We start from the raw sequence: 24,944 nt of genomic DNA on the forward strand, positions 1-24,944 counted from the left end.
CCGCCCCGCGGGCGCAGGTCAAGCCGGCGTGGCGTCCAGGGCCCGGGCTCAGGCGACGGCCCTGGCCAGCTCGCCGGGGGCCAGGCCATGCGGCGGCAGCGGCTCGCCGGCCAGCCGGTACATGCGCGCCACCGTCGCCTCCAGCGCCGCCGCCATCGGCAGGCCGCGATGGCTGAACAGGTCGGCCAGCAACTGGTAATACATCAGGGTGCCGCCGCGGCCGCCGGTGAAGCGGCCGAACACCGTTGGACCCACGGCCGGATTTTCCAGGTCGCCCACGATGGCGCGTGCGTTGTGCAGCTTGTCGCAGCCGGACACCAGCAGCACGTCGTCCGCGGCATCGGCGAGGTGGGCAAGGTAGGCCTGCTTGCGCGCCAGCCAGTCGCACCGCTTCGCCACGGCATCGACGTGTGCGGCCTTGCCTTCGGCGCTGCCGTCGGTGCAACCCAGCACGATGGCCAGCACGCGCTCGCCGAAGCGCTCGCGGATCAGCGCCACCTGCGCCTCGCCGCAGTCCTCCACCACGTCGTGCAGCAACGCCGCGATCGCCTGGTCCTCGCCGCCGCCGTATTCCAGCACCAGGCTGGCCACGCCCAGCAGGTGGTACAGGTACGGAATATCGGAACCCTTGCGTGTCTGCGCGGTGTGCGCGGTGTGCGCGATGCGCGCATGGTCCACCGCGGCGGTGAAGCGTTCGCTCAACATGGTCATGGCACCCCCCTTCGTCGGATGCGCGCACTATCGCGTCGCCGCGTCTCAACGTTCGCGACAAGGCGTCCGGTTCAGTGCGCCAGCGCCCGCCGCGCCAGCCGGTACTCGTGCATCAGCCGCGCCACCAGTTCGGCGGCGGGCTGCGGGCGCACCCGCGCGGCGGCTTGGCCGCACCACTCGGAGACCAGGTCGGCGCGGCCGGCCGCAGCCGCCGCCCGCCGCAGCGGCGCGGTGAGCGCGTTGAGCACGGGATAGGCCGGCAACTCGTCCGCCGCGCCTTCCATCGCCTCCACATAGCGGTTGCGCAGGCCGCGTGCGGCGCGGCCCGAGAAGCTGCGGATGGTGGCGACGTGGTGATCCTCCGCCGTCGCCAGGTCGCGCTTCCATGCCTCGGCCGCGGAGGATTCCGGGCAGGCGAGGAAGGCCGTGCCGAGCTGGCTGGCCGCGGCACCCAGCACCTCGGCGGCAAACATGCCGGCGCCGTCCATGATGCCGCCCGCGGCGATCACCGGCACGCCATCGCAAACCGCCACCGCCAGCGGGATCAGCGCGAACAGGCCGATCAGCGGCGTCTCGCCCGCATGCAGGAAACCGCCACGGTGACCGCCCGCCTCGGCACCTTGCACGCACACCGCGTCGGCGCCGCGCTCGGCCCAGGCACGTGCTTCGGCCGCGGTGGTGGCGGTGCCGATCACGCGGATGTCGCGGCGCTTGAGTTCCTGCATCTGCGCCGGCGTGGGCAGGTCGAACGCGAAACTGGCCACCGCGGGCCGCGCCTCGCACAACGCGGCGAACTGCTCGGAGAAGCGCGGCGCCCAGCGCGTGGGCAACGTGGTGCGCACGGCCAGGCCTTCGCGCTCCATCAGCGCATCCAGCCGTGCACGGGCGTGCGCCACGGCGGCCATGTCGGGCACGAAATCATCGGGCAGCACGAACAGGTTCAGCGCGAACGGGCGCTCGGTGAGCGCGCGCACCCGCGCCACCTGCTCCAGGATCGCCTGCGGCTCGGTGTAGCCCACGCCCAGCGAACCCAGGCCGCCGGCATTCGAGACCGCGGCGACCAGCTCCGGCGTGGTGGCACCGGCCATCGGCGCCTGGATCAACGGAAGTTCGACGCCGAACTGCTGGGCGAAGGAGGACATGGCCATGCTCGATGCAGGGAGAAGCGGCGATTGTCCGCAGATCTCCGTGCGCACGCCATGAAGGATCGCGCCAGCGACTCAGGCTTTCGACAGCAGCCGCCCGCCCATCGCCGCGTTCGCCGCTACCACGATGCCCACCGCCAGCGCATGGGTGAGCAGGTCGGTGGCGGCGGCGTCGAAGGCGTGGCAGATCTCCAGCAGGCTGGCCGAGGCGGCCGCGCTGGCCAGGCCCACCAGCAGCGCGGTGAGCAGCGGGCGCAGCGGGCAGGCGCGGCGCAGCAACCACACCATGAGCGCCGACAACGGGATCGAGAAACTGACGATGAAGACCAGGCAGTCGGTCGACTGGTGCAGCGTGGCGATGCTGGTGTCCGGCGCCAGCCAGGTGCGCAGGCAACCCAGGCCGCTGGCGCCTATCCACAGCAACGCAGGCGGCAGCGGCAACCACGCCCAGGCGCGGCGGCGTCCGGGAACGGCCAGCGTGAACGCGGACCAGGCCGCGGTGACCGCGGTGAGCACCGCGCCCAGCGCGGCCCAGGCCAGATCCGGCGCGCCGGCCCAGCGGCGCAACATGGGTTCGTCGCCGTAGTGCGCGAACAGCAGCACCGCGAATACGGCCACCACGGCCAGCCAGCCCAGCATCCGCAGCCACGGCGGCAGCAGGCGCCGTACCGGCACCAGCTCGGCACCGAGCGCGGCAATCAGGCTGTCGTTGGAGCGCGGCTCGGCCATGCTCAGTCGTCTCCATGCAGGCGGCCGCGCAAGGCCTTCAGCGCGCGGTGCAGGTTCACTTTCAAGGCGCCGGTGTTGCGGCCGGTCTGCGCGGCGGCCTCGGCCAGCGACTGCTCGCGCAGGCCCAGCTGTTCCACCGCCTCGCGCTGGCCGGGCGGCAGCTGCGCGATGGCTTCGCGCAGGCGTCGCGCTTGCTGGCGGCGTTCGGCATCCGCACTGGCATCGTCGCGATCCGGCTGCCGGTCCAGCACGAACTCGTCGTGCAGTTCGCGGCGGCCGCGCCGACCGTGGCTGCGCAGCGCGTCGATCGCGCGGCGGCCGGCGATCGCGCTGAGCCAGGCGTCGTAGGAACGCGCCGGATCGTAGGTGTGGCGCACGCGGTGCACGGTGAGCAAGGTCTCCTGCACCACGTCGTCCAGTGCGTCCGTGGCCACGCCCTGGCGACGCGCCACCGCGCGGATCAGCGCCACCGAATCGGCCAGCACGCGCTCGTAGGCGCGGCGGTCGCCCGCCTGCGCGGCGGCCATCCACGCGGCGCGCCGGCGGTCGGCCTGTTCGCTGGCACTGGCGGGTTCGGCGGACACGAAGGCGCGGCAATCCGGTAACGGGGCGAGACCGCCATCTAGTACCAAGCTGCCGTCGGCGGTCAAGGGCGTATCGTCCAGTGCATGGATTCCATCCATCAGTTCGCTGCATCCATCACGCCGGTTACTTCGTATCGAAGATGTAACCGCAGGCACGAGGACGGCGAATCACCAGCACACCTCAAGCCCGGACCACTCCCATGCTCCTGCTGATCCTTGCCTACCTCGGCGGCGTGCTCACCATCCTCAGCCCGTGCATCCTGCCGGTGCTGCCCTTCGTGTTCGCCCGTGCCGACCGCCCGTTCCTGAGGAGTGGCCTGCCGATGCTGATCGGCATGGCGGCCACCTTCGCCCTGGTCGCCACGCTGGCGGCGGTGGGCGGCGGCTGGGCGGTGCACGCCAACCAGTACGGCCGCGCGCTGGCGCTGGTGGTGCTGGCCCTGCTCGGCCTCACCCTGCTCTCCAGCCATGTCGCCGAATGGCTGACGCGGCCGTTCGTGGCGCTGGGCAACCGGCTGTCGCAACGCACCGAGGGCGACGGCGAATCGATCTGGGGCGCGGTGGGTCTGGGCATCGCGACCGGCCTGCTGTGGGCGCCGTGCGCGGGGCCGATCCTGGGCCTGCTCTTGACCGGCGCGGCGCTCAAGGGCGCCAGCGTGACCAGCACCTTGCTGCTGCTCACCTACGCGCTGGGCGCGGCCACCTCGCTGGCGCTGGCGCTGGCGATCGGTGGCAAGGTGTTCGCCGTGATGAAGCGCTCGCTGGGCGCGGGCCAATGGGTGCGCCGCGCGCTGGGCGTGCTGGTGCTGGCCGGCGTGGCCGCGATCGCGTCGGGCGTGGATACCGGGGTGCTCACCCGCGTCTCGCTGGCCGGCAGCAACGGCATCGAGCAGAAACTCATCAACGCCGTGCGGCCGATGCCCGCCGCCGTGGCGGCACCCGCGCCGAAGCCCGGCGAGGCCTTGCCGGTGGAAGGCAACCTGCCGTCGCTCTCCGGCGCCACCGGCTGGCTCAACAGCGGGACGCTCACCCGCGAAAAACTGCGCGGCAAGGTGGTGCTGGTGGATTTCTGGACCTACTCCTGCATCAACTGCCTGCGCTCGCTGCCCTATGTCGAAGCCTGGTACGACAAGTACAAGGACCACGGCCTGGTGGTGATCGGCGTGCACTCGCCGGAGTTCGCGTTCGAGAAGGATCCGGCCAACGTGGCCGCGGCGGTGAAGCGGCTCGACGTGACCTATCCGGTGGCGCTGGATTCGGACTACGCGATCTGGCAGGGCTTCCACAACGAATACTGGCCGGCGGACTACTTCATCGACACGCACGGCCGCATCCGCGCCCACTACTTCGGCGAAGGGGGCTATCGCGAGGGCGAGGACACGATCCGCCAGCTGCTCACCGAGGCCGGCTACAAGGACCTGCCCGGCGGCTACGTGCAGCCCGGCGCCAAGGGCGCGCAGGCCGCCGGCTCGGGCGACCAGCAGCGCTCGCCGGAAACCTACGTGGGCTACGCGCGCGCCGAGCATTTCGCCAGCGGCCAGGTCGCGCACGACGACGCGTTCGACTACCGCACGCCGGCGCAACTCGCCACCAACCAGTGGGCGCTGTCCGGCCGCTGGACCGTGCATGCGCAGGACGCCACGCTGGATGCGGCCGACGGCTCCATCAGCTACCGCTTCCGTGGCCGCGACCTGCACCTGGTGCTGGGCCCGGGCAGCGACGGCAAGCCGGTGCGCTTCCGCATCACGTTGGACGGCCAGGCGCCCGGCGCCGACCACGGCATGGACACCGACGCCGAAGGCAACGGCACCGTCACCGCGCAGCGCCTCTACCAGCTGGTGCGCCAGGCCCACGGCACCGGCGAACGCACCTTCACCATCACCTTCCTCGACCCCGGCGTGCACGCCTACGCATTCACGTTCGGCTGAGCCACCTCCGGCAGGAGCGCCTGTACGCGACAGATAACGAGTGAGTGAAGAGGAGTGAGAAGTGAGAGAAGAGCAGCACGCATCGCTCTACGTGCTTTCTCTATCCACTCACTTCTCTCCACTCACTTCTCGCTTTTGCATACAGGGTGCACCCCACCGGCATCTTCCCTTGCGCTATCGGAGGCTCCCATGTCCCGCATCGATGAATCCCTCGCGACGGATCGCCGCCGTTTCCTGCGCGCCGCGCTGAGCGGCGGCGCCCTGCTCGCGGTCGGCGGCAGCTTCGCCCTGCCCCGCCTGCTCGCGGCCGGTGCCGCGGGCGGCGTGCCCGCACTGGTCCACACCCCGCCCGGCGAGGTGCTTCTGGAGTGCTACGCCGACGACGGCCGCGACCTCGGCACCTGCCACGTGCAGCGGCTGGTGCTCAGCGACGCGCAATGGCGAGCGCGCCTGACACCACTGGCTTTCGACGTGATGCGTCGCGACGGCACCGAGCGCGCCTTCAGCGGTCCGCACGAACGTCCCGCGCAAGCCGGCCTGTTCCGCTGCATCGCCTGCGCCACCGCGCTCTACGACGCCGCCACCGAATTCGACTCCGGCACCGGCTGGCCCAGCTTCTGGCGACCCATCGCGAAGCGGAACGTGATCGAAAGCCGCGACGCCCAGTTCGGCATGGAACGCATCGCGATCAGCTGCGCCGGCTGCAACAGCCACCTCGGCCATGTCTTCAACGATGGTCCACCGCCGACGGGTCTGCGCTATTGCATGAATTCGGTGGCGTTGCGGTTTGTGGCAAGAACGGGGTGAGAGCGAATCATGCAACTTCACTTGCCCTCTCATGTGGGTAGCGAAGCGCTTCAGCGGCGATAAGGCGCCAACAGCGCCGGATCATCGAACAACCCCGCCGGCAGCAGGTAGCGCGGATCGCGCCCCGCGGCGAGCAGTTCGCGAATGCGGGTGGCGGAAACTTCCAGCGGCGTCACCGCGAGTTCGATCAGCTTGCCGCAGGGCTGCGCGCGCAGAGGCGCCACGTCGTCCACCCGACGCGCGGCGACTTCCTGCTCCAGTTCCGCAGATCGCATGACCTGCACACCAGGCCGGCTCAACACGCCGATATGCGCGAAGTCGAACAACTCGCGCCAGCGATTCCAGGTCGACAGGCCCGCAAACGCATCGGCGCCCAGCAGCAGCACCAGCGGTCGCCCACCCTGCTCCGCGCGCAACTCGCGCAGGGTGTCGATGGTGTACGAGGGCCCATCGCGTTCCAATTCGCGCGCATCCAGCACCAGCCGCGACTGCCCCGCCAGCGCCGCGCGCAGCATCGCCACCCGCTCGGCGGGAGAGGCTTGCGGCGACGACCGGTGCGGCGGCACGTTCGCCGGCATCAGCCGCACTTCCGCATCCAGCAACTCCGCCGCTTCCCACGCCACGGTGAGATGGCCGATATGGATGGGATCGAAGGTGCCGCCAAAAACGGCAAGCGGCCGCATGCTCATCTGCGCAGCCCTATGCCAGCGCCCGCGCTGCCCGCGGCTCGGCGATCGCCGCGATCAGCCGCTCGGCCTCGCGCCAGGGCTCGCCCTGTTCGCGACCCTTAGCGATGCGGTCGATGCGCGCGGCGCGCGCGAGGCAGGCCAGCCAGTGTTCGCGCGGCGCGCGGCGCAGCGCCTTGCGGAACAGTTGTTCGCGCGCGGGCCACAGGCGTTCGGCGCGCGCCTGGGCGGCGAGGTCGGACGCGTTGGCGAGGCGCAGCGCGAGCTGCAGCTGGTTCACCAGCCAGCCCATCAAGGCGATCAGCTCGTCGCCCTCGGCATGCAGCCCGGCGAGGATGCGCAGCGCACGGGCGCCCTCGCCCGCCAGCGCGGCGTCGGCGAGCTTGAACACGTCGTAGCGGGCGCTGTCGGCGACCAGGTTTTCCATCGCGTCGGCGTCGATGCGGCTGTTGTCGCCGGCGCGCAGCACCACGAGCTTGTCGACTTCCTGGGCAGCGGCGAGCAGGTTGCCCTCCACGCGCTCGGCCAGCAGGGCCGCGGCGTCGGGCGTGGCGCTGAGGCCGCGCGAGGCGAGCCGCGAGGCTATCCAGGCCGCCCATTCGTTGGGCCGCGGCGCGTTGAACACCACCATGGTGCCGGCGGCGTCGAGCTTCTTGCTCCAGGCGCCATCGTGCTTGCTGCTCCACTCCATCGCGGTGATCAGCAGGGTGACGTCGGGCGGTGGATCGGCGCAGAACTCGTTGATCGCCTTGGCGCCATCCACGCCGGGGCGGCCGGTGGGCAGGCGCAGATCGATCAGGCGACGCGTGGCGAACAGCGACATGCCGGCGGCGGCACGGGCGAGGTCGTCCCAGTCGAAACGCTGCTCGACTTCCAGCACCTCGCGCTCGGTGTAGCCGAGCCGCTTCGCCTGCGCGCGCAACGCGTCGGCGGCCTCCAGCACCAGCAGTTCCTCGCCCGCGAGCAGGTAGACCGGCGCCAGGCTGTCGCCGGTCAGGGCCTTCTGCCATTGCGCGGGGGCGAGCGGCATCAGTGCTCGCCGGTGCCGGCTGCCGGGGTGTCCTGCGCGTGGCGACCGGCAGCCTCGAGCCGGAACATGATCGCCTGCACCATGTCGTCGACCAGGCTGCGCTGGATCTGCTGCACCTGCGAGGCGTTGCCCACGGTGTCGGTGGAGTCGTAGCTGTATTCGCGCTGCATGCTGATGCGCTGATGCGGCAGCACGGTCTTGCCGTCGGCGCCGGTGACGTCGAATTCCACGTTGTAGTTCACCGCGTACTCGGTGATGCGCACATAGCCGCCCTGGGTCAGCGACTGGGTGCCGAACGCGGCCACCGGCACGCGCAGCTCGGCGACGCCGGGGCCGGCGTTGTCCTCGACGGCGACGTTGGCGTTCTCCAGAGCACGGGTCAGCCCGCGCTCGAGGTCGCCACCGCCCGAAACGGTGAGGTGCACGTGGCTCATCGACGGCGGCAATGCGGCGCTGCGGCGCAGGTGAAAGCCGCAGGCGGAGAGCGCGAGGGCGGCGGCGAGCGGCAGCGCGACACGGAGCATGCGGTTCATGGCTTTCATCCTGCGACGATGTTGACGATCTTGCCCGGCACCACGATCACCTTGCGCACGCTGAGTTCCTTGAGGAAGGCGGCCACCTGCGGTTGCGCCAGCGCCAGCGCCTCGGCCTCTTCCTTCCCGGCATTGGCAGGCAGTTCGATGGTGCCGCGCAGCTTGCCGTTGACCTGCACCGCGAGGGTCAGACTGTCGCGCACCAGCGCCGCGGCGTCCACCACGGGCCACGACTGGTCCTCCAACACGGCCTCGGCGTGGCCCAGCACCTGCCACAGGCGATGGCTGACGTGCGGCACCACCGGGTTCAGCAGCAGCACCATGCTTTCCAGCGCCTCGTGGCGCACCGCGCGGCCCTGCTCGCTCATGTCGGTGAACCGGCCCACGGCGTTCAGGAGTTCCATCAGCGCGGCGATCGCGGTGTTGAAGGAGTGGCGGCGGCCGAAGTCGTCGCTGACCTTCTGGATGGTCTCGTGCAGCTGGCGGCGCAGCGCCTTCTGGCCGGCATCGAGTTGCGACGGGTCGACGACGCCTGCGGGGGTCCCCCTTCCGCCTTCGACGTTCCCCCATCCGCCTTCGGCACCTTCCCCCGCTTGCGGGGGAAGGGAGGCAGAGTGGCCTGCGGCCATGCCACCCATGCTGGGATGATCGGGCTGCGCGGCGTGCGTGACCACCTCGCGCCAGAAGCGGCGCAGGAAGCGTGCCATGCCTTCCACGCCGGCCTCGTTCCACTCCAGCGACTGCTCCGGCGGCGATGCGAACATCGAGAACAGGCGCACCGTGTCGGCGCCGTACTTGCCCACCATCGCCTGCGGATCGACACCGTTGTTCTTGGACTTCGACATCTTCTCGATGCCGCCGATCTTCACCGGCTGGCCGTCGGCCTTGAGTACCGCGCCGACCACGCGTGCCTTGTCGTCGCGGCGGACTTCCACGTCGGCGGGATTGATCCAGTCCTTCGAGCCGTCGGCGTGGTCGCGGTAGAAGGTCTCGGCGATCACCATGCCTTGGCACAAGAGGTTGGTGGCAGGCTCGTCGGACTTCACCAGGCCCGCGTCGCGGAGCAGCTTGTGATAGAAGCGGAAATACAGCAGGTGCAGGATCGCGTGCTCGATGCCGCCGATGTACTGGTCCACCGGCAGCCAGTAGTTGGCGCGCTCGTCCACCTGGCCGTTCGCGCCCGGCGAGGTGTAGCGCGCGTAGTACCAGCTCGACTCCATGAAGGTGTCGAAGGTGTCGGTCTCGCGCTCGGCCGGGCCGCCGCATTGCGGGCACGTGGTCTTGCGCCACTCGGGGTCGGCCTTGATCGGCGACTGCACGCCGCTGAACGCCACGTCCTCGGGCAGCACCACCGGCAACTGGTCTTCCGGCACCGGCACCGCTTCGCATTTCGGGCAATAGATCACCGGGATCGGGCAGCCCCAGTAGCGCTGGCGGCTGACGCCCCAGTCGCGCAGGCGCCAGTTCACGCGGCGCAGGCCCTTGCCGTCGGCTTCGAGCCTGGTCGCCAGGTAATCGAAAGCCTCGCGGTAGTTTTTGCCGTCCAGCGCACCGGAGTTCACCACACGCATGTCGGGGTGGGTCTTGTCCGAGTACCAGTCCTGCCACACGGCAGGGTCGTAGGCCTCGTTGCCCGCGGCGATCACCTGTTTGATCGGCAGGCCGTATTTGTGGGCGAATTCGAAATCGCGCGCGTCGTGGCCGGGCACGGCCATCACCGCGCCGGTGCCGTAGCCCATCAGCACGAAGTTGGCCACCCATACCGGCACCTGCTCGCCGCTGACCGGATGGATCGCGTACAGGCCGGTGGCCATGCCGCGCTTTTCCTGGGTTTCCAGTTCGGCCTCGGAAACGCCGCCGTGCTTGAGCTCGTCGAGGAAGGCGGCAAGCTGCGGATTGTTCTGCGCCGCCTTCAGCGCCAGCGGATGCTCGCTGGCGATGGAGACGAAGGTGACGCCCATCAAGGTGTCGGGGCGGGTGGTGAACACGGTGAGCGGCGCGGCCTCGCCTTCGACGGCGAAGTGGATCTCCAGGCCCTCGCTGCGGCCGATCCAGTTGCGCTGCATGGTCTTCACCGCGTCGGGCCAGCCCGGCAGCGTGTCCAGGCCGTCCAGCAGCTCCTGCGCGTAGTCGGTGATGCGCAGGAACCACTGCGGGATCTCGCGCTTCTCCACCACGGCGCCGGAGCGCCAGCCGCGACCGTCCACCACCTGCTCGTTGGCCAGCACGGTGTGGTCGACCGGGTCCCAGTTCACCACGCTGTTCTTGCGGTAGGCCAGGCCCTTCTTCAGCAGCCGGGTGAACATCAGCTGTTCCCAGCGGTAGTAGTCCGGGCGGCAGGTGGCGAACTCGCGGCTCCAGTCGATCGCGTAGCCCAGCGACTTCAGCTGGCCGCGCATGTGCTCGATGTTCGCGTAGGTCCACTTGGCCGGCGCGGTCCTGTTCTTGATCGCGGCGTTCTCGGCCGGCAGGCCGAACGCGTCCCAGCCCATCGGCTGCAGCACGTTGCGGCCCTGCATGCGCTGGTAGCGGCTGATCACGTCGCCGATGGTGTAGTTGCGCACGTGGCCCATGTGCAGCGCGCCCGAGGGATACGGCAGCATCGAGAGGCAGAAGAACTTCGGCTTGGCCGGGTCTTCCTTCACCTCGTAGGCGTGCTGCGCGTTCCAGTACTGCTGCGCGGCGGCTTCCACCGCCTGCGGCTGGTAATCCTGCTCGGTCTTGCTGGTGTCGTGGATGTCTTGCATGGGTCCGTGGCCGTGATCTTTGCGGGCAGCGTGGCGCGGGCTCGCGCACCTGCCGGGAGAACGGATCAGATTAGCAGAACGGGCCCGTATGCCGGGCCGGGAGCGCCCTGTCCCGGCCCTTCCCTGCATGCAGGGAAGGGCGCCAAAACCCTCAATCGGCGGGGCAAGCCGGGTTCTGGCCCGTCTCGTACGCACGCGCCGTGGCGGCGATGCGGTCGGCCAGTGCGGCCAGCGCCTGCTGGTGGCCAGCCACCAGGGCGTCGTAGCCCGCCGCCACCGGCTCGCTGATGCGGCTGCTGCAGGCGAGCGCGTCCTGCCCGCCGGAGCCGCCCGTCAGGCGCAGGCTCCACGCCGCGTCGATCAGCGCATGATTGCCGGGCACCGATTCGAAGCGGCGCACGTCGAGCTTGATGCGCAGGCGCGGCTGGCCGTTGCCGGGCAGGCCGCTCATGTCCGCCACGCCCAGCGCGCGGGCGAGGTCGGCGGCCAGCGCGCCGCGGACCTCGTCGCCCAGCGGCGCGATCCAGCGCTGACCGTCCAGCGGCTGCACGCCCTGCCCCCCTTCGCGCACCACCAGCTGCGGCACGTCGACCTGGGCCGGCACGCCAACCGGCAGCAACTCGAAGGGATACGGCGCGGGCGCAGCCGCGCTGCCGGCGGTCGAACCGGCCGGCGTCATCAAGGTGTAGTAGCGCAGCGGCGCGGAGGCGCAGCCGGCGAGGCCCAGCGCGGCGGCGAGTGGAATCCACGGGCGCAGGCGACTCATGGCTGGCTCCTGTTCGGGTTGGCGGGCGCCGGCTTCGGTTCGGTCGGCTTCGGATCGGCCTGGCGGCCGCGCAGCAGCGACTCCGGATGGACGCCGAGGTAGTCGGTGAGCACGCGCAGCGAGCGCATCGTGCGCTGCACTTCCTGCAGCGTGCTGCCCAGGTTCTGCTGCAGCGGCGAGTCGGCGGACAGCGTGTTGTTCGCCGTGCCCAGTGTCTTGCGGGCATCGCCCAGGGTGCCGTTGAGCGCCGGCAAGGTCTGCCCGTTCACCTGCTTGAGCGTGGCGTCGAGGCTGGCCAGCGAGTCGTTGAGGTGGTTGCCGATCTGGTCGAACGGGATCTTGTCCAGCTTGCCGACGATGTCGACCATCTGCTCCTGCAGCTTGTCGAAGCTGCCCGGCGCGGTGGGAATCTCCAGCGGCCGCGCGTCGGGGTCGTAGTTCGCCTTCGCCGCATGCGGCAGGAAATCCAGTGCGATGTAGAGCTGACCGGTGAGCAGGTTGCCGGTGCGCGCCTGCGCGCGCAGGCCGTGCTCGACCAGCTTGCCCACCATGTGCGAGATATCGGCGTTGTCGCCGTTCTTCCTGGCCAGCGCCACCAGCTTGGCATTCGCCTGACCCAGCCGCTCAGGGTAGATCACGGCGCCGACAATGAATGGGAAGCGCTGGGTCTTCTCGTCGTAGTCCATGCGGACGGACACGACGTGGCCAAAGTTCATCCCAAGGAACTCCACCGGCGCGCCCACCGCGAGCCCGCGCAGCGACTGGTCGAAGCGCATGCGGATGTAATGCGGCTCGCCGTCCGGCGGCGCCATCGCGGTGGCCTCGTCGCTGAACAGCCGGAAGCTGGCGCCGTCGGCCGCCGGCGTGGCGTCGTGCGGGCCATTCGGGTCCTGGAAGGCCAGGCCGCCGGCCAGCACGGTGGCCAGCGACTGTGCGTTGAGCTTGAGCCCGTTCGCGCCCAGCGACACGTCCACGCCGCTGGCATTCCAGAAGCGGGTGTCGGTATCCACGAAGCGGTCGTTGGGACTGTCGATGAACACCGCGAGCGACACGCCCTTGCCATCCTTGTCCAGCTGATAGGAGACCACCCGCCCCACCTGGATGCGACGGAAGTACACCGGCGAGCCGATGTCCAGCGAGCCAAGGTCGTCGGCGTGCAGGGTGTAGCTCTTGCCCGGTTCGCCGTGGGTCACCGCGGGCGGGGTCTCCAGGCCCTTGAACTCGTCCTCCTCCGCACTGGAATCGCCGGTGTCGGCGCCGATGTAGGCGCCGGAGAACAGCGTGTCCACGCCGGAGACGCCGCCCAGGCCGATGCGGGGGCGCACCACCCAGTAGCGCGTGCCCGTGGTGGCGAACGCCTTCGCGCTCTTCTCCAGCGCCACCTTCACCAGCACGTGGCTGCGGTCGCCGCTGAGGCGGATCTTGTCAACCTTGCCGATCACCACGTCCTTGTACTTCACCGGCGTCTTGCCTGCGGCGAGGCCTTGCGCGCTCTCGAAGCTGATCGTGATGTCGGGGCCGGCCTGCAGCCAGCTGCTGACCACCAGCGATGCGCCCACGATCGCCGCCAGAACCGGCACCAGCCAGATCAGCGAAGCGTTCGTGCGCCGCTTGCGCAGCACCGGACGCGGCAGGGCGTCGCCGCTCGCCGATTGCGGTGCGCCGGATTGCTCGTCAGTCATCGGAATCTTCCTTGCCGTCCCAGATCAGCCGGGGATCGAAGCACATCGAGGCGAACATGGTCAGCACCACGGTCAGGCCGAAAAACACCACGCCCGGCAGCGGTTCCACCAGGCTGAAGAAGCCGAAGCGTACCAGCGCGGTGAGCAGGGCCACCACGAACACGTCCAGCATCGACCAGTAGCCGATCAGCTCCACCAGCCGGTACAGCTGCGCGCGCTGCCGCCGCGCCCAGTTGCTGCCGCGCCGGCAGGTGACCAGCAGCGTGCCCAGCGCGAGGAACTTCAGCATCGGCACCACGATGCTGGCGCAGAACACGATCACCGCCAGCCCCGGCGAACCCTTCACCCACAGCTCCACCACGCCGCTGATGATGGTGTTGTCGTCGATGTCGCCCAGGCTCGCCGTGCGCATGATCGGCAGCACGTTGGCGGGGACGTACATCAGGAACGCGGCGATCAGCAGCGCCCAGGTGCGCGCGTAGACCGCCGGCTTGCGCCGGTGCAGCACCGAGCCGCAGCGCGGGCAGGCCGGCACGGCATCGCCCTCGCCGGCGCCGGGCGCGCGGCAGACCTGGCCGCAGACGTGGCAGCCGAGCAGGCCGAGTTCATCGGCGCGCGGTGGGGCGCTCATGATGCCGCCTCCGCATCCTCGTCGCAGGTCTCGTCCCACAGCCGGGTGAGGTCGATGCCGGCGAATACGGTGATCAGCAGCATCAGCACGGCGTAGGCGTAGATGCCCGGGTCGGGCAGCACGTCGAAGTACAGATGCGCCTTGACGATGGACACCAGCGCGCCCAGCACGAACACCTCGCTCATCGTCCACGGCCCAAAGTGGTGCAGCGCCACCATCAGGCGACGGAAGCCCGGCGCGCGGCGGCCGCTGCGAGCGTAGATGAGCAGCCAGCCCAGGGTCAGGATCTTGGCGAGCGGGAACACGTACAGCGTGGCCGCCGCCAGCACCGCCACCACCTGCGAGTGGTCGAGCCACATCATGTGGATCACGTCCCACAGCGTGGCGGCCACGTACTGGCCGTTCAGGCCCAGCGTCACGATCGGCCACAGCGTGGCCTGCGCGAACACCACCAGCGCGGTCACTATCAGCGCCAGCATGGTGTCCGCGCGCATGCCGCGGCAGCGCTCCAGCACCGCGCCGCAGCGCGCGCACTCGGCCATCTCGCCATGCGCCAGCGGGCCACGGCGATGCACGGTGTCGCAGTGTTCGCAGATCAGCAGCCCGTGGGTGGCTGCATCGGGACCCGCGACGTCGGATGGGGACGCGTCCATGCCGCGATTCTCGCAAATCCGGGCGGCCAGCGGATGAAGCGGCGCCGGCACGCCCGATTCCCTTGATATGCTCGCGTGCGCCCTGATCTGGGGTGTTTCCCCATCTGCCGGAATCCGCCGTGACCGACGCCACCCTCGACCACGTCTTCGAAGTCACCGAACAGAACTTCGAGACCGAGGTCATCAACGCCTCGCTGGACGCCCCGGTACTGGTGGATTTCTGGGCCACCTGGTGCGGCCCGTGCAAGACGCTGGGCCCGCTGCTGGAGCAGCTGGCCACCGAGTACAAGGGCGCGTTCCGCCTCGGCAAGGTGGACGTGGACAAGAACCAGCAGCTCGCCGCGATGTTCGGCATCCGCAGCGTGCCCACCGTGGTGCTGGTGAAGGACGGCCAGATCGCCGACGGCTTCGCCGGTGCGCTGCCGCTGGGTCAGTTGCGCGAATTCCTGGCGCGCCACGTGCAGCCGCTGGATGGGGCCGACGACGAGGCCGAGGAAGTGGCCGCACCCGCCGAGACACCGGAAGCGGCGGTCAACCGGCTGCAGCAGGCGATCGCCGCCGAACCCGAGCGCGCCGAACTCAAGCTCGATCTCGCCGTGGCGCTGGCCCAGGCCGGCCACAGCGACGCCGCCGCCACCGAACTCGACACCCTGCCCGCCAACCTCGCCACCGACGCCCGCGCCGTGCGCGTGCGCCAGCAGCTGGAACTGGCGCGCGCACTGAAGGACGCTCCCGCGCAGGCCGAGCTGGAGCAGCGCATCGCCACCGATGTCGCCGACTGGCAGGCACGCGACCTGCTCGGCGTGCGCCTGCTGCTGGGCGACGATCCCGCCGCCGGCCTCGAGCAGTTCCTCGCCATCCTCGAGAAGGCCCGCGACTGGAACGACGGCGCCGCGAAGAAACGCCTGCTCGCCGCCTTCGGCACGCTGGACGACGCCGAGCTGGTCGGCCGCTACCGTCGCCGCATGGCCTCGCTGCTGTTCTGATGAAGGCATCCACCTTCCGGCGGCTGCTCAACCTGTGGCCACCGTTCCTGGTCAATGCCATCCGCCTGCAATCGCTCAGCAGCGACTGGTCGGAAGCGAAGGTGGTGCTGCGTCTGCGCCGCCGCAACCGCAACTATGTGCGCAGCCATTTCGGCGGCAACCTGTTCGCCATGGCCGACCCGTTCTGGATGCTGCTGGCCATGCACCGGCTGGGCCGCGACTACTACGTGTGGGACCAGGCCGGCACGATCGACTTCGTGGCGCCGGGGCGCGAGGACGTCTACGCCCGCTTCCACCTCGACGACGCCACCGTCGCGGAACTGCGCAACGCCGCGGCCGATGGCGGGAAAGTGCTGCGCTGGTTCGAGAACGACATCGTCACCGCCTCCGGCGAGGTGGTCGCCCGCGTGCGCAAGCAGCTCTACGTGCGCTTGAAGCCCAAGGCGCGCTGACTGCACGACTCCCCTCTCCCGCTCGCGGGAGAGGGGCTGGGGGAGAGGGCTCACTCCCGCTCGAAACGAACAATCCCGTCGAGTTGCTCGGCAACCTGCCGCAGGCTGCGCCCGCTCATGTCCTCGACCATCCGCCGCAGCATGGGCGAGCGCAACGGCCGGCCGGCGAGGTGGTGCGCCAGCCAGACGCATGCACCCATGCCCAGCGCGCCTACGCCCAGCGTCGCCCAGTACCACGCGGGCGAGCCCCCCGCGTAGATATCCACCCCGGTCAGCTGCACCAGGCCTACCGTCGACACCAGCAACCACAGGAACCACCACGGCAGGCCCAACGCCAGCGAGCTGCGCACGCGGAAGCGTCGCAATTGCGCCAGCCGCCGCTGCTGCACCAGCACGGGTGCATCGAACAGGTAGATGCGGCTGAGCAGCAGCAGCTGCGTGGCGCACGACCAGATCGCGGCAACGCCGTAGACATGCAGCACCAGGCCGATCACCAGCAAGTGCGTGACTTGGCGATGGTCCGCCCAGAAAGAAGCCACCCACACCACGAAGCCCAGCCAGAGCGCCAGCTCCAGTGCCTGCCAGCGCAGCGCCCGGCGCAACGCGGCACGCGCCTGGTCCATCCGCCGCTCGCGAAAATCCTGGCGCAGCAGCGCTTCCATGCCGTCCTGCCGCAATTCCATTCGCGCCCACAACTGCTTCATCTCATCGAGTTCCATGGTCATGCTCCTCCGGTGACGGTCGCGGCGGTCATCCGGCCGCGCAGCTTCTGCTTGATGCGATTGATCTTGGTGGCCACGTTGGTGGCGCTGATGCCGAGTACCTCGGCGATCTCGGCGTAGCTGCGGTCCTCGAGGTACAACAGGATCAGCGCGCGGTTGAGCGCATCGAGTTCGCCGATGAAAGCGTGCAGCGCATCGATGCGCTCGTCCGGTTCCGCGGCGGGCTCGCCAGCGATCGTCGCGAGATGTCCTTCGTCCAGCGGCTCGAAGCGCCCGGCCTCGCCGCCCGTGCGGCGCAGATGCGAGATCGCCACGTTCAGCGCGATGCGGTACAGCCAGGTGCTGAACTTCGCGCGTCGCTCGTCAAAGCTGGCGAAAGAACGCCACAACTGCGCGCCGATCTCCTGCGCCAGGTCCAGCCGTTCCTCGGCGCTGCGCGCGTAGACGCCGGCCACCTTGAGCACGATGCCCCGGTGTTCGCGCCACAGCGCCTCGAAACGTTGCTGGTCCGGTTTGCTTCCCATGTCGATCCGCATCCCCCGTCGTTGCCAACATGATTCGCACGGGCGCGGAAAAAGTCACACGTCACCGGGCGACGACATGGCGCTTCCGCATAATCGCCGCAATGGGGCTCCGGAGGGCCGCATGGCGCTGGCCGAAAACCTGCTGATCCGCGTGCGCCGGCTCGATCCGGGCTGCTTCGCGCTGGTAATGGCCACCGGCATCGTGTCGGTGGATGCCAGCCAGCACGGCCTGCCGCGCGTGGCGCTGGCGCTGTTCGCGTTCAACCTGGTTGCCTACGTCTGGCTGCTGGCGCTCAGCCTGCTGCGGCTGGCGCGTTTCCGCCACGAGATGGTGACGGATTTCACCGATCCCTCGCGCGGCGCCGGTTTCCTCACCCTGGCCGCGGCCACCTGCGTGCTGGGCAGCCAGTGCGTGCTGGTGTGGCCGCTGCCCGCGCTGGCGACCGTGCTGGCGGTGGCCGGCGCGCTGCTGTGGATCGCGCTGATCTACCTGTTCTTCGCCGCCACCATCACCGCGCGCTTCAAGCCCGGCTTCACCCGCAGCATCAACGGCGGCTGGCTGGTGGCGGTGGTGTCCACCCAGGCACTGTCGGCACTGGTGACCCTGGTCGCGGCCAGCCGCGCCGATCCCGACCGCCTGCAGTTCGTGGCGCTCAGCCTGTACATGCTGGGTGCGGCGCTGTACCTGCTCATCATCACCCTGGTGGTGTACCGCATGGTGTTCTTCCCGCTGCGCGCGCGTGAGTTCACCCCGCCGTACTGGATCGACATGGGCGCACTGGCGGTGACCACCCTCGCCGGCAGCCTGATCGTGACCCACGCGCCCGCACACGGCGTGCTGACTGAGCTGCTGCCGTTCGTGAAGGGCTTCACCCTGTTCTTCTGGGCCACCGCCACCTGGTGGATTCCGCTGCTGGTGATCCTGGAAGTGTGGCGCCACGTGTGGCGCCACGTGCCGCTGCGCTACGAGACCGACGACTGGGACATCGTGTTCCCGATCGGCATGTACACCGTGGGCACCTACGAACTGGCGCAGGCGCTGCATGCGGATTTCCTGCGCGCGATCCCCGCCGTCGGCATCTACGTGAGCCTGGCGGTGTGGCTGCTGGTGGCGCTGATCGGCCTGCGCAAGCTGTATCGCAAGGGGTGGCGGCACGGCGTGCATCCGCCACGCTGAGCACTTCCCTACAATGAGGCACCCTTCCCCGCGCGTGCTGCCATGCCTCCCCTCCGCCTCAAACGCTACCTGATCACCGGCCTGCTCACCTTCCTGCCGCTGTGGGTGACGGTGCTGGTATTCAAGTTCGTGCTGGGCCTCCTGGCCGGCATCGGCGCACCGCTGGTGGCGGCGCTGACGGAAGCGCTGGCGCTGGTGGCACCGCACGCCGCCGACACGCTCAACAAGAGTGGACTGGTGTTCGTGCTCGCCCTGCTGCTGACGCTGGGCGGACTGTACGCCGTGGGCTGGCTGGCGAACCGCGTGATCGGGCGGCGCCTCATCAACACGTTCGATGGGCTGCTGCAGCGCATCCCGCTGGTGCAGACGATCTACGGCGGCACCAAGAAGCTGACGGCGGTGCTGCAGAACAAGCCCGGCGGCACGCAGCGCGTGGTGCTGGTGGAGTTCCCGCGACCGGGCATGAAGGTGGTGGGCTTCGTCACCCGCACCCTGATCGAGGAAGGCACCGGCCGCGAGATGGCGGCGGTGTACATCCCCACCACGCCGAACCCCACCGGCGGTTACCTGGAGCTGGTGCCGATGGACGAGCTCACGCCCACCGACTGGACGATGGACCAGGCGATGGCCTTCATCATCTCCGGCGGCGCGGTGTCACCGGACACCCTGCCCGCGCCACGCCGCCTGCCCGCCGATGCGGATGCGCTGTAGGAGCGGCTTCAGCCGCGACTTTCCAGAATCGCGGCTGAAGCCGCTCCCACATCGGCCCGGAGTTGCTCTGAACACGCAACCGCGCCACGCCAGACAGTGCACCACGCCTGGCTGGCCCTGATTGCCGGGATCACCCCTGACCTTTGACACTGTGCCGCCCATGACGATAGTCATAGCGTGGCCGGTCACGGCCGGCGCGGGCAGGCATGCCCGCGACCGACCGGCATGCGCAGAGCACCGCCTCGGCGGCACCACACACCTATGAGAGGGAAGTCCATGACCCAGCAGTACCTGAAGCCCCTGGCACTGGCCGCCGCCGTCGCACTGGCGCTCACCGCCTGCGGCAAGAGCGAGCAGGCCGCCGCTCCGGCGCCGGCCCAGTCGGCCACTGCCGCCGCTCCGGCCACGGCAGCCACCACCGCGGCCGCCGCGCCGAAGAGCGTGTTCGACATCAGCGAACTGGGTGCGAGCAACGAGGCCTGTACGGACTTCAACAGCTTCGTCAATGCGAAGTGGGTCGCCGCCAACCCGATTCCGTCCGACCACACCAGCTGGGGCGCGTTCAACCAGCTGGCCGAGCAGAGCCTCGACACCCAGCACCAGATCGTCGAGGACGCCGCCAAGGGCGCCGACGGCGCCAAGGCCGGCTCGGTCGAGCAGAAGATCGGCTGGTTGTACAAGTCCGGCATGGACGACGCCGCGATCGAGAAGGCCGGCTTCGACCCGATCAAGCCGAAGCTCGCCGCCATCGACGGCCTGAAGAACACCGCCGACATCGTCAGCTACCTCGACCAGAGCGCCGCCGACGGCGAAGGCCAGGTGTTCAGCTTCGGCGCCACCGCGGACTTCAAGGATGCCACCCAGCAGATCGGCTCCGCCAACCAGGGCGGCCTGGGCCTGCCCACCAAGGACTACTACTTCAAGCCCGAGTACAAGGAGCTGCGCGCCGCCTACGTCGCCTACATCGCCAAGACGCTGCAGCTGACCGGCGTGTCCGAGGCCGACGCCAAGAAGCAGGCCGACGCGGTGATGAAGTTCGAGACCGCGCTGGCCGGCGCCTCGCTGGCCCCCACCGAGTTGCGCGACCTCGACAACCAGTACCACTTCGTCAGCGTCAAGGACGCCGACAAGGTCACCCCGCACTTCAGCTGGGAGCAGTTCTTCAAGACCCAGGGCGTGACCATCGACAAGGGCTTCTCGCTGTCGCAGCCGAAGTTCTTCGCCGAGTTCGACAAGCTGCTGACCAGCGCGCCGGCCTCCGAGTGGCAGGCCTACCTGCGCTTCCACGCCATCGACGACGCCTCCAGTTCGCTGTCCAAGGCCTTCCGCGACAACAAGTTCGACTTCTACGGCAAGACCCTGTCCGGCCAGCCTGAGCAGAAGGCGCGCTGGAAGCAGGTGCTGGGCGGCGTCAACGGCGCGATGGGCATGGGCCTTGGCCAGCTGTACGTGGCCAAGGTATTCACGCCGGAGACCAAGCAGCGTGCCGAGGAGCTGGTCACCAACGTGCGCGACGCGCTGAAGGACCGCATCGAGCATCTGGACTGGATGAGCGACGCCACCAAGGCCAAAGCCGTCGACAAGTGGAACAAGTTCCTGCCCAAGATCGGCTACCCCGACGAGGGCGAGTGGCGCGACTGGTCGGGCCTGAACATCAGCGCGGACAACTGGTACGGCAACCTGCAGGCCGCGCAGAAGTACAACTACCAGTACGACCTGTCCAAGATCGGCAAGCCCACCGACCGCAAGCTGTGGGACATGACCCCGCAGATGGTCAATGCCTACTACGACCCCAGCACCAACACCATCAACTTCCCGGCCGCGATCCTGCAGCCACCGTTCTTCTATGCGAAGGGCGACGACGCGATCAACTACGGCGGCATCGGTGCGGTGATCGGCCACGAATCCAGCCACGGCTTCGACGACCAGGGCAGCCAGTTCGACGGCGACGGCAACCGCGCCAACTGGTGGACGCCGCAGGACAAGAAGCAGTTCGACGCGCGCGCCAAGGCACTGGTGGACCAGTACGACGGCTACGCCCCGATCGCGAGCAAGCCCGACCTGCACGTCAACGGCAAGCTGACCCTGGGCGAGAACATCGCGGACCTGGGCGGCCTCAACATCGCCTACGACGCACTGCAGGCCGCGCTGAAGAAGGACCCCTCCGAGGCCGACCAGAAGATCGACGGCTACAGCCAGGACCAGCGTTTCTTCCTCAGCTGGGCGCGCGTGTGGCGCGGCAGCGTGCGCGACAAGCAGGCCGAGCTGTACCTCAACATCGACCCGCACTCGCCGATCGCCGTCCGCGCGATCGCGTCGCCGTCGGACATGACCGCCTTCGCCACCGCCTTCCAGTGCAAGCCGGGCGACGCGATGGTGCGCTCGGGCGACAAGCAGGTGAAGATCTGGTAAGTCCCTTCGGTTTGCGGCGGCTCCGCCGCCGCAAACCGCTCCTCGACGCCGCGCACAAGCGCGGCGTTTTTTTGCTTGTGCGCTTTGTCGCTTGCGATAACGCGAAGAGCAAAAGCCCCTCTCCCGCAAGTGGAGAGGGGGAAACGGACGATGTCAGCGCGAACGCGCCAACCGCGCCAGCGCGAACAACCGCGCGACGCGCATCCAGGCGATCGCCAGCACGATCAGCTGGCCGAGCAGGATGGCCAGCCAGAACCCGCCGTCGACCGCCGTGGTGTGGATGCGCGCGATGCCGAACGCCGCCGCGATCGCCAGGCCCAGCACGCTCACCACCAGGTAGAACAGCAGCGTCTTCAGCGGCCGGCGCAGCAGCTGCATGAAGCCGCGACCGAACGCGCGGGTGGCCGAGCGCAGGCCGGCGTCGGCGATGAAGGCCGCGCGGGTGGATTCCACGATGGCCTGCGCCAGCACGAACACCACCAGCAGCGCCCAGTGCACGCCATGCGACCAGGCGTCGGCCTGCGCTTCCAGCACCGCCCGCTCGGCGTGCCGGTCGGCGAGGTGCATGCCCGCGGCGGCGGCGCCGACCACCACCGCGTACGGCAGCAGCGACCACAGCATCACGCGGAACATGCGCCCGTACTCGATCCAGCCGTTCTGCAGCAGGGCGCCGAAGCCCAGCGTGCGCACGGCGCGTCCGCTGCCCACCGCCATGCCGTCGAGGAAGGGCGACATCAGCAGGGTGAGCAGCAGCCCCAGCAGGGCCGCGCCGCCCAGCCACGCGGTGTGCCCGGACAGCGCACCCAGCGCGTCGCCGAACATCAGCGGGTCGAACTGCCGCGCCCAGGCGTCGGCATGCACCGAGTGGTCGAGCAGCGCAGCCAGCGTACGCCACAGCGGCAACGCCACCACCGTGGCGGGCAGCAGCATCAGCAGCAGCCACAGCAGCAGCAGGCGCCATTGCAGGGCGGCGCCCATCGCGGAGAACAGGGCGCCGAAACCGGCGCGCGGAGCCATCGTCCTGGCCATCATCACAGCGTCACCAGCATCGAGTAGAAGGTCTGCAGCAGTGCCGCCACGTCGGCGGTCCAGCGGCGCGAGGCGGCGCCGTTCGGCTTGGTCGCGTAGCTGTCGTTGAGCTTGTTGGCGTCGAGATAGGCCTGTTGCGCGGGATCGAGTTCGGCCGAAACCACCTTGCTGGGTTTCTCGAAGTCGAAGCGCGCCCAGCGACGATCGTCGTTCCAGCGCACGTCCTCGTGGCTGCCGTCGGCGTAGGTGACGCGCAGCGTCTCGGGCACCTGCGCGCCGTCGCGCAGTACGGTCACGGTGCTGTGCCAGGGGAACGGCCCGCCGCTGCCGGGCCTGGCGTCGGGGTGGATCTTCTTCCAGTCCGCGCGCCGTTTCGCGATCTGCTTGTCCAGCGCCTTCTGGTCGGCCTCCACCGGCTTGCCGTCTTTCCAGACCACGCCGGCCTGGGGCAGCACCTCGTAGGTGTCGATGTCGGCCACGCGATCGTCGATGTGCCGGGTGCCGTAGACGACCTGGTCGAAGATCTCGTTCACCGCCTTTGCATCGCCCGAGCCGTCGACCAGTGCCTGGCGCAGGTCGGCCACCGAGGGATGGCGGAACTTCCAGCGCTGGTAGTACAGGCGCATGGCCTTTTCCATCGCCGGCTCGCCGATGCGCTGCTCCAGGTCGTGCATCGCGGTGGCGGTGCGCGTGTAGACCGTGCCGTAGCTGGAACTGGAAAGCCGGTCCCAGCTGTTCTGCGCCAACGGATCTTCGGGTCGCCGCAGTTCGGCGCCAAGGCGCTCCATCTGGAAACCGCTCATCGCCAGCGTGATGCCCAGCCACTTCATGAACGGCGAGGCGAGCACGAGATCCTCGTGGCGCGCGCGCATCATGCGGTCGTCCCAGAACTCGTTCATGCCTTCGTCGAGCATCGGCTCCTCGAACTCGTTGGAGGCGAGGATGCCGTAGAAGTAGCCATGGCCGAATTCGTGGATGTTCACGAAGTCGCTCATGTACTCGTCGATCGTGCCCGGCTTCACCTCCTTGTAGCCCTCGGAGGTGAAGAAGGTGGGGTATTCCATGCCGCCCGCTTCGTCCGCGTTGTACGGCGGAATCACCGCGGTGACCATGCGGTAGGGATATGGCGCGATGGTCTGCGAGAAATAGCCCAGCGAAGCTATGGTGGATTTCAGTGTGGGCGCGGCACTGGCCACGTATTCGGGCGGGTAGATCACCCGCACGGCCACCTGCGGGCTGCCGGCGCCGGTGTACGTGCCATCCAGCGTCTTGTAGCCCTTCGCCGCCACCCAGGCGAAGTCGTGCACGTCGCCCTGCACGTAGTGGTACGTGGAACGGCCGTTCGCCGTCTGCGGCTCACCCTGCAACTGGCCCACCGCGCCCACGGTGTAGTCGCTGGGCACGTCCAGGTGCACGTCGTAGCTGCCGAAGTCGGCGTAGAACTCGCTGTTGAAATGGAACTCGTGCACGTTCCAGCGCGGTGCGGTGGCGCCGCGTTCACCCGCCAGTTCCAGCACGCCGATCTTGGGGAACCACTGGCCGACCAGGTTGAAGTCGCCCCACCAGCCGGTGCGTTCCACCACGCGCGGCAGCTGGCTGAGGAAGTCGATATCCAGCGCCAGCGTGCCACCCGCAGGCACCGGCTGGGCGAGGTCGATGCGCACCACGGTGTGGTCGGTGACGGGGCCGCCGTCGGGGTGCACGAAGCTCCACTTCAGCGCCGTGCCGTCCTGCGCCACCTGCTGCAGGCGGATCCAGCCCCACTGGCCGTCCTTCAGCACCGCGTTGCCGCGCGAGCGGCCGTGCGCGGTGAGCACCTTGCGTTCGGTGAACCAGGTGCTGCCGTCGTTCTCGAACGCGTTGAGGTAGAGGTGGAAATAGACGTGGTCGACCGGACGGTCGCTGCGGTTGCGCCAGGTCATGTGCTCCTTGCCGGTCACCTGATGCTTCGGCGCATCGAGGCTGGCGTCGATCGCGTAGCTCACCACGCGGTCGGACAGCGTGGCTTGCTGGCCCGTGCGCTCGCCGCCCCAGGCATCCGCCGCGCTGGGCGTGGTGATGATGGTCCGGTGCGCCGGCGCGAACGGAATCGGCGTCGCTGGCACTGCGGCCGGGGCCGCCACCGTGGCAGCCGGTGCAGGTGCCTCCTGGGCGAGACCCGTTGCGCAGCACCCGCACCAACCCACGGCCAACGCGGCGAGCCACAGCCCGCCCCTGCCCCTGATCGACCCCATTCGCGTTCCCCTACGCCGGTGATCTGCCCAGACTGCGCCTGCGCGGCCTTGTCGTCATAGGCCAG

Annotated in this window: 23 protein-coding genes; 7 read left to right on the top strand and 16 right to left on the bottom strand. The window is 69.3% G+C overall.

What is annotated here, in order from left to right:
- Nucleotides 1-48: 48 nt before the first annotated feature.
- The 4 genes from AB7878_RS03010 to AB7878_RS03025 form a co-directional block, all read right to left on the bottom strand.
- Complete coding sequence (locus tag AB7878_RS03010; RefSeq protein WP_369492935.1) at nt 49-711, bottom strand: HD domain-containing protein; 663 nt, start codon at nt 709-711, stop codon at nt 49-51.
- A gap of 71 nt (nt 712-782) precedes the next feature.
- Nucleotides 783-1,907 (bottom strand): NAD(P)H-dependent flavin oxidoreductase, encoded by a 1,125-nt coding sequence (locus AB7878_RS03015; RefSeq protein WP_369492936.1) that lies wholly within the window; start codon nt 1,905-1,907, stop codon nt 783-785.
- 24 nt (nt 1,908-1,931) lie between these two features.
- The gene (locus AB7878_RS03020) at nt 1,932-2,585 is read right to left on the bottom strand and encodes an NrsF family protein (RefSeq protein ID WP_369492937.1); all 654 of its coding nucleotides are present in this window, start codon (nt 2,583-2,585) and stop codon (nt 1,932-1,934) included.
- Between the two features lie 2 nt (nt 2,586-2,587).
- On the bottom strand, nt 2,588-3,112 hold the full coding sequence (locus tag AB7878_RS03025) for an RNA polymerase sigma factor (protein WP_369495709.1): 525 nt from the start codon (nt 3,110-3,112) through the stop codon (nt 2,588-2,590).
- A gap of 257 nt (nt 3,113-3,369) precedes the next feature.
- On the opposite strand from AB7878_RS03025, the gene AB7878_RS03030 reads away from it, so the two are divergent.
- Both AB7878_RS03030 and msrB read left to right on the top strand, forming a co-directional pair.
- Complete coding sequence (locus AB7878_RS03030; protein WP_369492938.1) at nt 3,370-5,097, top strand: cytochrome c biogenesis protein DipZ; 1,728 nt, start codon at nt 3,370-3,372, stop codon at nt 5,095-5,097.
- A 189-nt stretch (nt 5,098-5,286) separates the two neighbouring features.
- Nucleotides 5,287-5,904, top strand: coding sequence for a peptide-methionine (R)-S-oxide reductase MsrB (gene msrB, locus AB7878_RS03035; RefSeq protein WP_369492939.1), 618 nt, complete (start codon nt 5,287-5,289; stop codon nt 5,902-5,904).
- A gap of 50 nt (nt 5,905-5,954) precedes the next feature.
- Here msrB and nadD read toward each other — a convergent pair whose 3' ends face one another.
- The 8 genes from nadD to AB7878_RS03075 form a co-directional block, all read right to left on the bottom strand.
- Nucleotides 5,955-6,587, bottom strand: coding sequence for a nicotinate-nucleotide adenylyltransferase (gene nadD / locus AB7878_RS03040; protein ID WP_369492940.1), 633 nt, complete (start codon nt 6,585-6,587; stop codon nt 5,955-5,957).
- A 16-nt stretch (nt 6,588-6,603) separates the two neighbouring features.
- On the bottom strand, nt 6,604-7,620 hold the full coding sequence (gene holA / locus AB7878_RS03045; protein WP_369492941.1) for a DNA polymerase III subunit delta: 1,017 nt from the start codon (nt 7,618-7,620) through the stop codon (nt 6,604-6,606).
- Nucleotides 7,620-8,153, bottom strand: coding sequence for an LPS-assembly lipoprotein LptE (locus AB7878_RS03050; RefSeq protein ID WP_369492942.1), 534 nt, complete (start codon nt 8,151-8,153; stop codon nt 7,620-7,622). The genes holA and AB7878_RS03050 overlap by 1 nt, the downstream gene beginning before the upstream one ends.
- A gap of 5 nt (nt 8,154-8,158) precedes the next feature.
- The gene (leuS, locus tag AB7878_RS03055) at nt 8,159-10,900 is read right to left on the bottom strand and encodes a leucine--tRNA ligase (RefSeq protein ID WP_439653760.1); all 2,742 of its coding nucleotides are present in this window, start codon (nt 10,898-10,900) and stop codon (nt 8,159-8,161) included.
- Nucleotides 10,901-11,051: 151 nt separating this feature from the next.
- Entirely contained in the window at nt 11,052-11,666 is a 615-nt protein-coding gene (locus AB7878_RS03060) for a PqiC family protein (protein ID WP_369492944.1), read from the bottom strand.
- Entirely contained in the window at nt 11,663-13,348 is a 1,686-nt protein-coding gene (locus tag AB7878_RS03065) for a PqiB family protein (protein ID WP_369492945.1), read from the bottom strand. Before AB7878_RS03065 ends, AB7878_RS03060 begins: the two co-directional genes overlap by 4 nt.
- On the bottom strand, nt 13,341-13,979 hold the full coding sequence (locus AB7878_RS03070; RefSeq protein WP_369492946.1) for a paraquat-inducible protein A: 639 nt from the start codon (nt 13,977-13,979) through the stop codon (nt 13,341-13,343). The genes AB7878_RS03065 and AB7878_RS03070 overlap by 8 nt, the downstream gene beginning before the upstream one ends.
- Nucleotides 13,976-14,632 (bottom strand): paraquat-inducible protein A, encoded by a 657-nt coding sequence (locus AB7878_RS03075; RefSeq protein WP_369492947.1) that lies wholly within the window; start codon nt 14,630-14,632, stop codon nt 13,976-13,978. Before AB7878_RS03075 ends, AB7878_RS03070 begins: the two co-directional genes overlap by 4 nt.
- A 119-nt stretch (nt 14,633-14,751) precedes the next feature.
- Here AB7878_RS03075 and trxA point away from each other — a divergent pair, with 119 nt between their 5' ends.
- Nucleotides 14,752-15,618 carry a thioredoxin gene (trxA, locus tag AB7878_RS03080; protein WP_369492948.1) on the top strand — a complete coding sequence of 289 codons (867 nt, stop codon included), beginning with the start codon at nt 14,752-14,754 and terminating at the stop codon, nt 15,616-15,618.
- A complete protein-coding gene (locus AB7878_RS03085; protein WP_369492949.1) occupies nt 15,618-16,070 on the top strand; it encodes a DUF4442 domain-containing protein in 453 nt (150 codons plus the stop codon). The genes trxA and AB7878_RS03085 overlap by 1 nt, the downstream gene beginning before the upstream one ends.
- A gap of 50 nt (nt 16,071-16,120) precedes the next feature.
- On the opposite strand, the gene AB7878_RS03090 is transcribed toward AB7878_RS03085, so the two are convergent.
- Both AB7878_RS03090 and AB7878_RS03095 read right to left on the bottom strand, forming a co-directional pair.
- Nucleotides 16,121-16,789 (bottom strand): hypothetical protein, encoded by a 669-nt coding sequence (locus tag AB7878_RS03090; protein WP_369492950.1) that lies wholly within the window; start codon nt 16,787-16,789, stop codon nt 16,121-16,123.
- A 2-nt stretch (nt 16,790-16,791) separates the two neighbouring features.
- Nucleotides 16,792-17,316 carry an RNA polymerase sigma factor gene (locus AB7878_RS03095; RefSeq protein ID WP_369492951.1) on the bottom strand — a complete coding sequence of 175 codons (525 nt, stop codon included), beginning with the start codon at nt 17,314-17,316 and terminating at the stop codon, nt 16,792-16,794.
- A gap of 121 nt (nt 17,317-17,437) precedes the next feature.
- Between AB7878_RS03095 and AB7878_RS03100 the strand changes: the two genes are divergently transcribed.
- From AB7878_RS03100 to AB7878_RS03110, 3 genes are all read left to right on the top strand, one after another.
- A complete protein-coding gene (locus tag AB7878_RS03100) occupies nt 17,438-18,493 on the top strand; it encodes a tellurite resistance/C4-dicarboxylate transporter family protein (RefSeq protein WP_369492952.1) in 1,056 nt (351 codons plus the stop codon).
- Nucleotides 18,494-18,535: 42 nt separating this feature from the next.
- Nucleotides 18,536-19,204, top strand: coding sequence for a DUF502 domain-containing protein (locus AB7878_RS03105; RefSeq protein ID WP_369492953.1), 669 nt, complete (start codon nt 18,536-18,538; stop codon nt 19,202-19,204).
- A 276-nt stretch (nt 19,205-19,480) separates the two neighbouring features.
- On the top strand, nt 19,481-21,616 hold the full coding sequence (locus tag AB7878_RS03110; protein WP_369492954.1) for a M13 family metallopeptidase: 2,136 nt from the start codon (nt 19,481-19,483) through the stop codon (nt 21,614-21,616).
- Nucleotides 21,617-21,769: 153 nt separating this feature from the next.
- Here the strand turns inward: AB7878_RS03110 and AB7878_RS03115 are convergent, their stop codons facing one another.
- Nucleotides 21,770-22,633 carry a hypothetical protein gene (locus AB7878_RS03115; protein WP_369492955.1) on the bottom strand — a complete coding sequence of 288 codons (864 nt, stop codon included), beginning with the start codon at nt 22,631-22,633 and terminating at the stop codon, nt 21,770-21,772.
- A gap of 14 nt (nt 22,634-22,647) precedes the next feature.
- Nucleotides 22,648-24,768: a M1 family metallopeptidase gene (locus AB7878_RS03120; protein WP_369492956.1), complete on the bottom strand. Its 2,121-nt coding sequence runs from the start codon at nt 24,766-24,768 to the stop codon at nt 22,648-22,650.
- Between the last annotated feature and the right edge of the window lie 176 nt (nt 24,769-24,944).

This window comes from Rhodanobacter humi, assembly GCF_041107455.1.
In the GTDB taxonomy this organism is placed as follows: Bacteria; Pseudomonadota; Gammaproteobacteria; order Xanthomonadales; family Rhodanobacteraceae; genus Rhodanobacter_A.

Excerpts from the sequence above, each read along its gene's own strand:
- AB7878_RS03010 (WP_369492935.1), bottom strand. The coding sequence starts at position 711 with ATGACCATGTTGAGCGAACGCTTCACCGCCGCGGTGGACCATGCGCGC.
- AB7878_RS03020 (WP_369492937.1), bottom strand. The coding sequence starts at position 2,585 with ATGGCCGAGCCGCGCTCCAACGACAGCCTGATTGCCGCGCTCGGTGCC.
- AB7878_RS03025 (WP_369495709.1), bottom strand. The coding sequence starts at position 3,112 with ATGGCCGCCGCGCAGGCGGGCGACCGCCGCGCCTACGAGCGCGTGCTG.
- AB7878_RS03030 (WP_369492938.1), top strand. The coding sequence starts at position 3,370 with ATGCTCCTGCTGATCCTTGCCTACCTCGGCGGCGTGCTCACCATCCTC.
- msrB (WP_369492939.1), top strand. The coding sequence starts at position 5,287 with ATGTCCCGCATCGATGAATCCCTCGCGACGGATCGCCGCCGTTTCCTG.
- nadD (WP_369492940.1), bottom strand. The coding sequence starts at position 6,587 with ATGCGGCCGCTTGCCGTTTTTGGCGGCACCTTCGATCCCATCCATATC.
- holA (WP_369492941.1), bottom strand. The coding sequence starts at position 7,620 with ATGCCGCTCGCCCCCGCGCAATGGCAGAAGGCCCTGACCGGCGACAGC.
- AB7878_RS03050 (WP_369492942.1), bottom strand. The coding sequence starts at position 8,153 with ATGAACCGCATGCTCCGTGTCGCGCTGCCGCTCGCCGCCGCCCTCGCG.
- leuS (WP_439653760.1), bottom strand. The coding sequence starts at position 10,900 with ATGCAAGACATCCACGACACCAGCAAGACCGAGCAGGATTACCAGCCG.
- AB7878_RS03060 (WP_369492944.1), bottom strand. The coding sequence starts at position 11,666 with ATGAGTCGCCTGCGCCCGTGGATTCCACTCGCCGCCGCGCTGGGCCTC.
- AB7878_RS03065 (WP_369492945.1), bottom strand. The coding sequence starts at position 13,348 with ATGACTGACGAGCAATCCGGCGCACCGCAATCGGCGAGCGGCGACGCC.
- AB7878_RS03070 (WP_369492946.1), bottom strand. The coding sequence starts at position 13,979 with ATGAGCGCCCCACCGCGCGCCGATGAACTCGGCCTGCTCGGCTGCCAC.
- AB7878_RS03075 (WP_369492947.1), bottom strand. The coding sequence starts at position 14,632 with ATGGACGCGTCCCCATCCGACGTCGCGGGTCCCGATGCAGCCACCCAC.
- AB7878_RS03085 (WP_369492949.1), top strand. The coding sequence starts at position 15,618 with ATGAAGGCATCCACCTTCCGGCGGCTGCTCAACCTGTGGCCACCGTTC.
- AB7878_RS03090 (WP_369492950.1), bottom strand. The coding sequence starts at position 16,789 with ATGGAACTCGATGAGATGAAGCAGTTGTGGGCGCGAATGGAATTGCGG.
- AB7878_RS03095 (WP_369492951.1), bottom strand. The coding sequence starts at position 17,316 with ATGGGAAGCAAACCGGACCAGCAACGTTTCGAGGCGCTGTGGCGCGAA.
- AB7878_RS03100 (WP_369492952.1), top strand. The coding sequence starts at position 17,438 with ATGGCGCTGGCCGAAAACCTGCTGATCCGCGTGCGCCGGCTCGATCCG.
- AB7878_RS03105 (WP_369492953.1), top strand. The coding sequence starts at position 18,536 with ATGCCTCCCCTCCGCCTCAAACGCTACCTGATCACCGGCCTGCTCACC.
- AB7878_RS03110 (WP_369492954.1), top strand. The coding sequence starts at position 19,481 with ATGACCCAGCAGTACCTGAAGCCCCTGGCACTGGCCGCCGCCGTCGCA.
- AB7878_RS03115 (WP_369492955.1), bottom strand. The coding sequence starts at position 22,633 with ATGGCTCCGCGCGCCGGTTTCGGCGCCCTGTTCTCCGCGATGGGCGCC.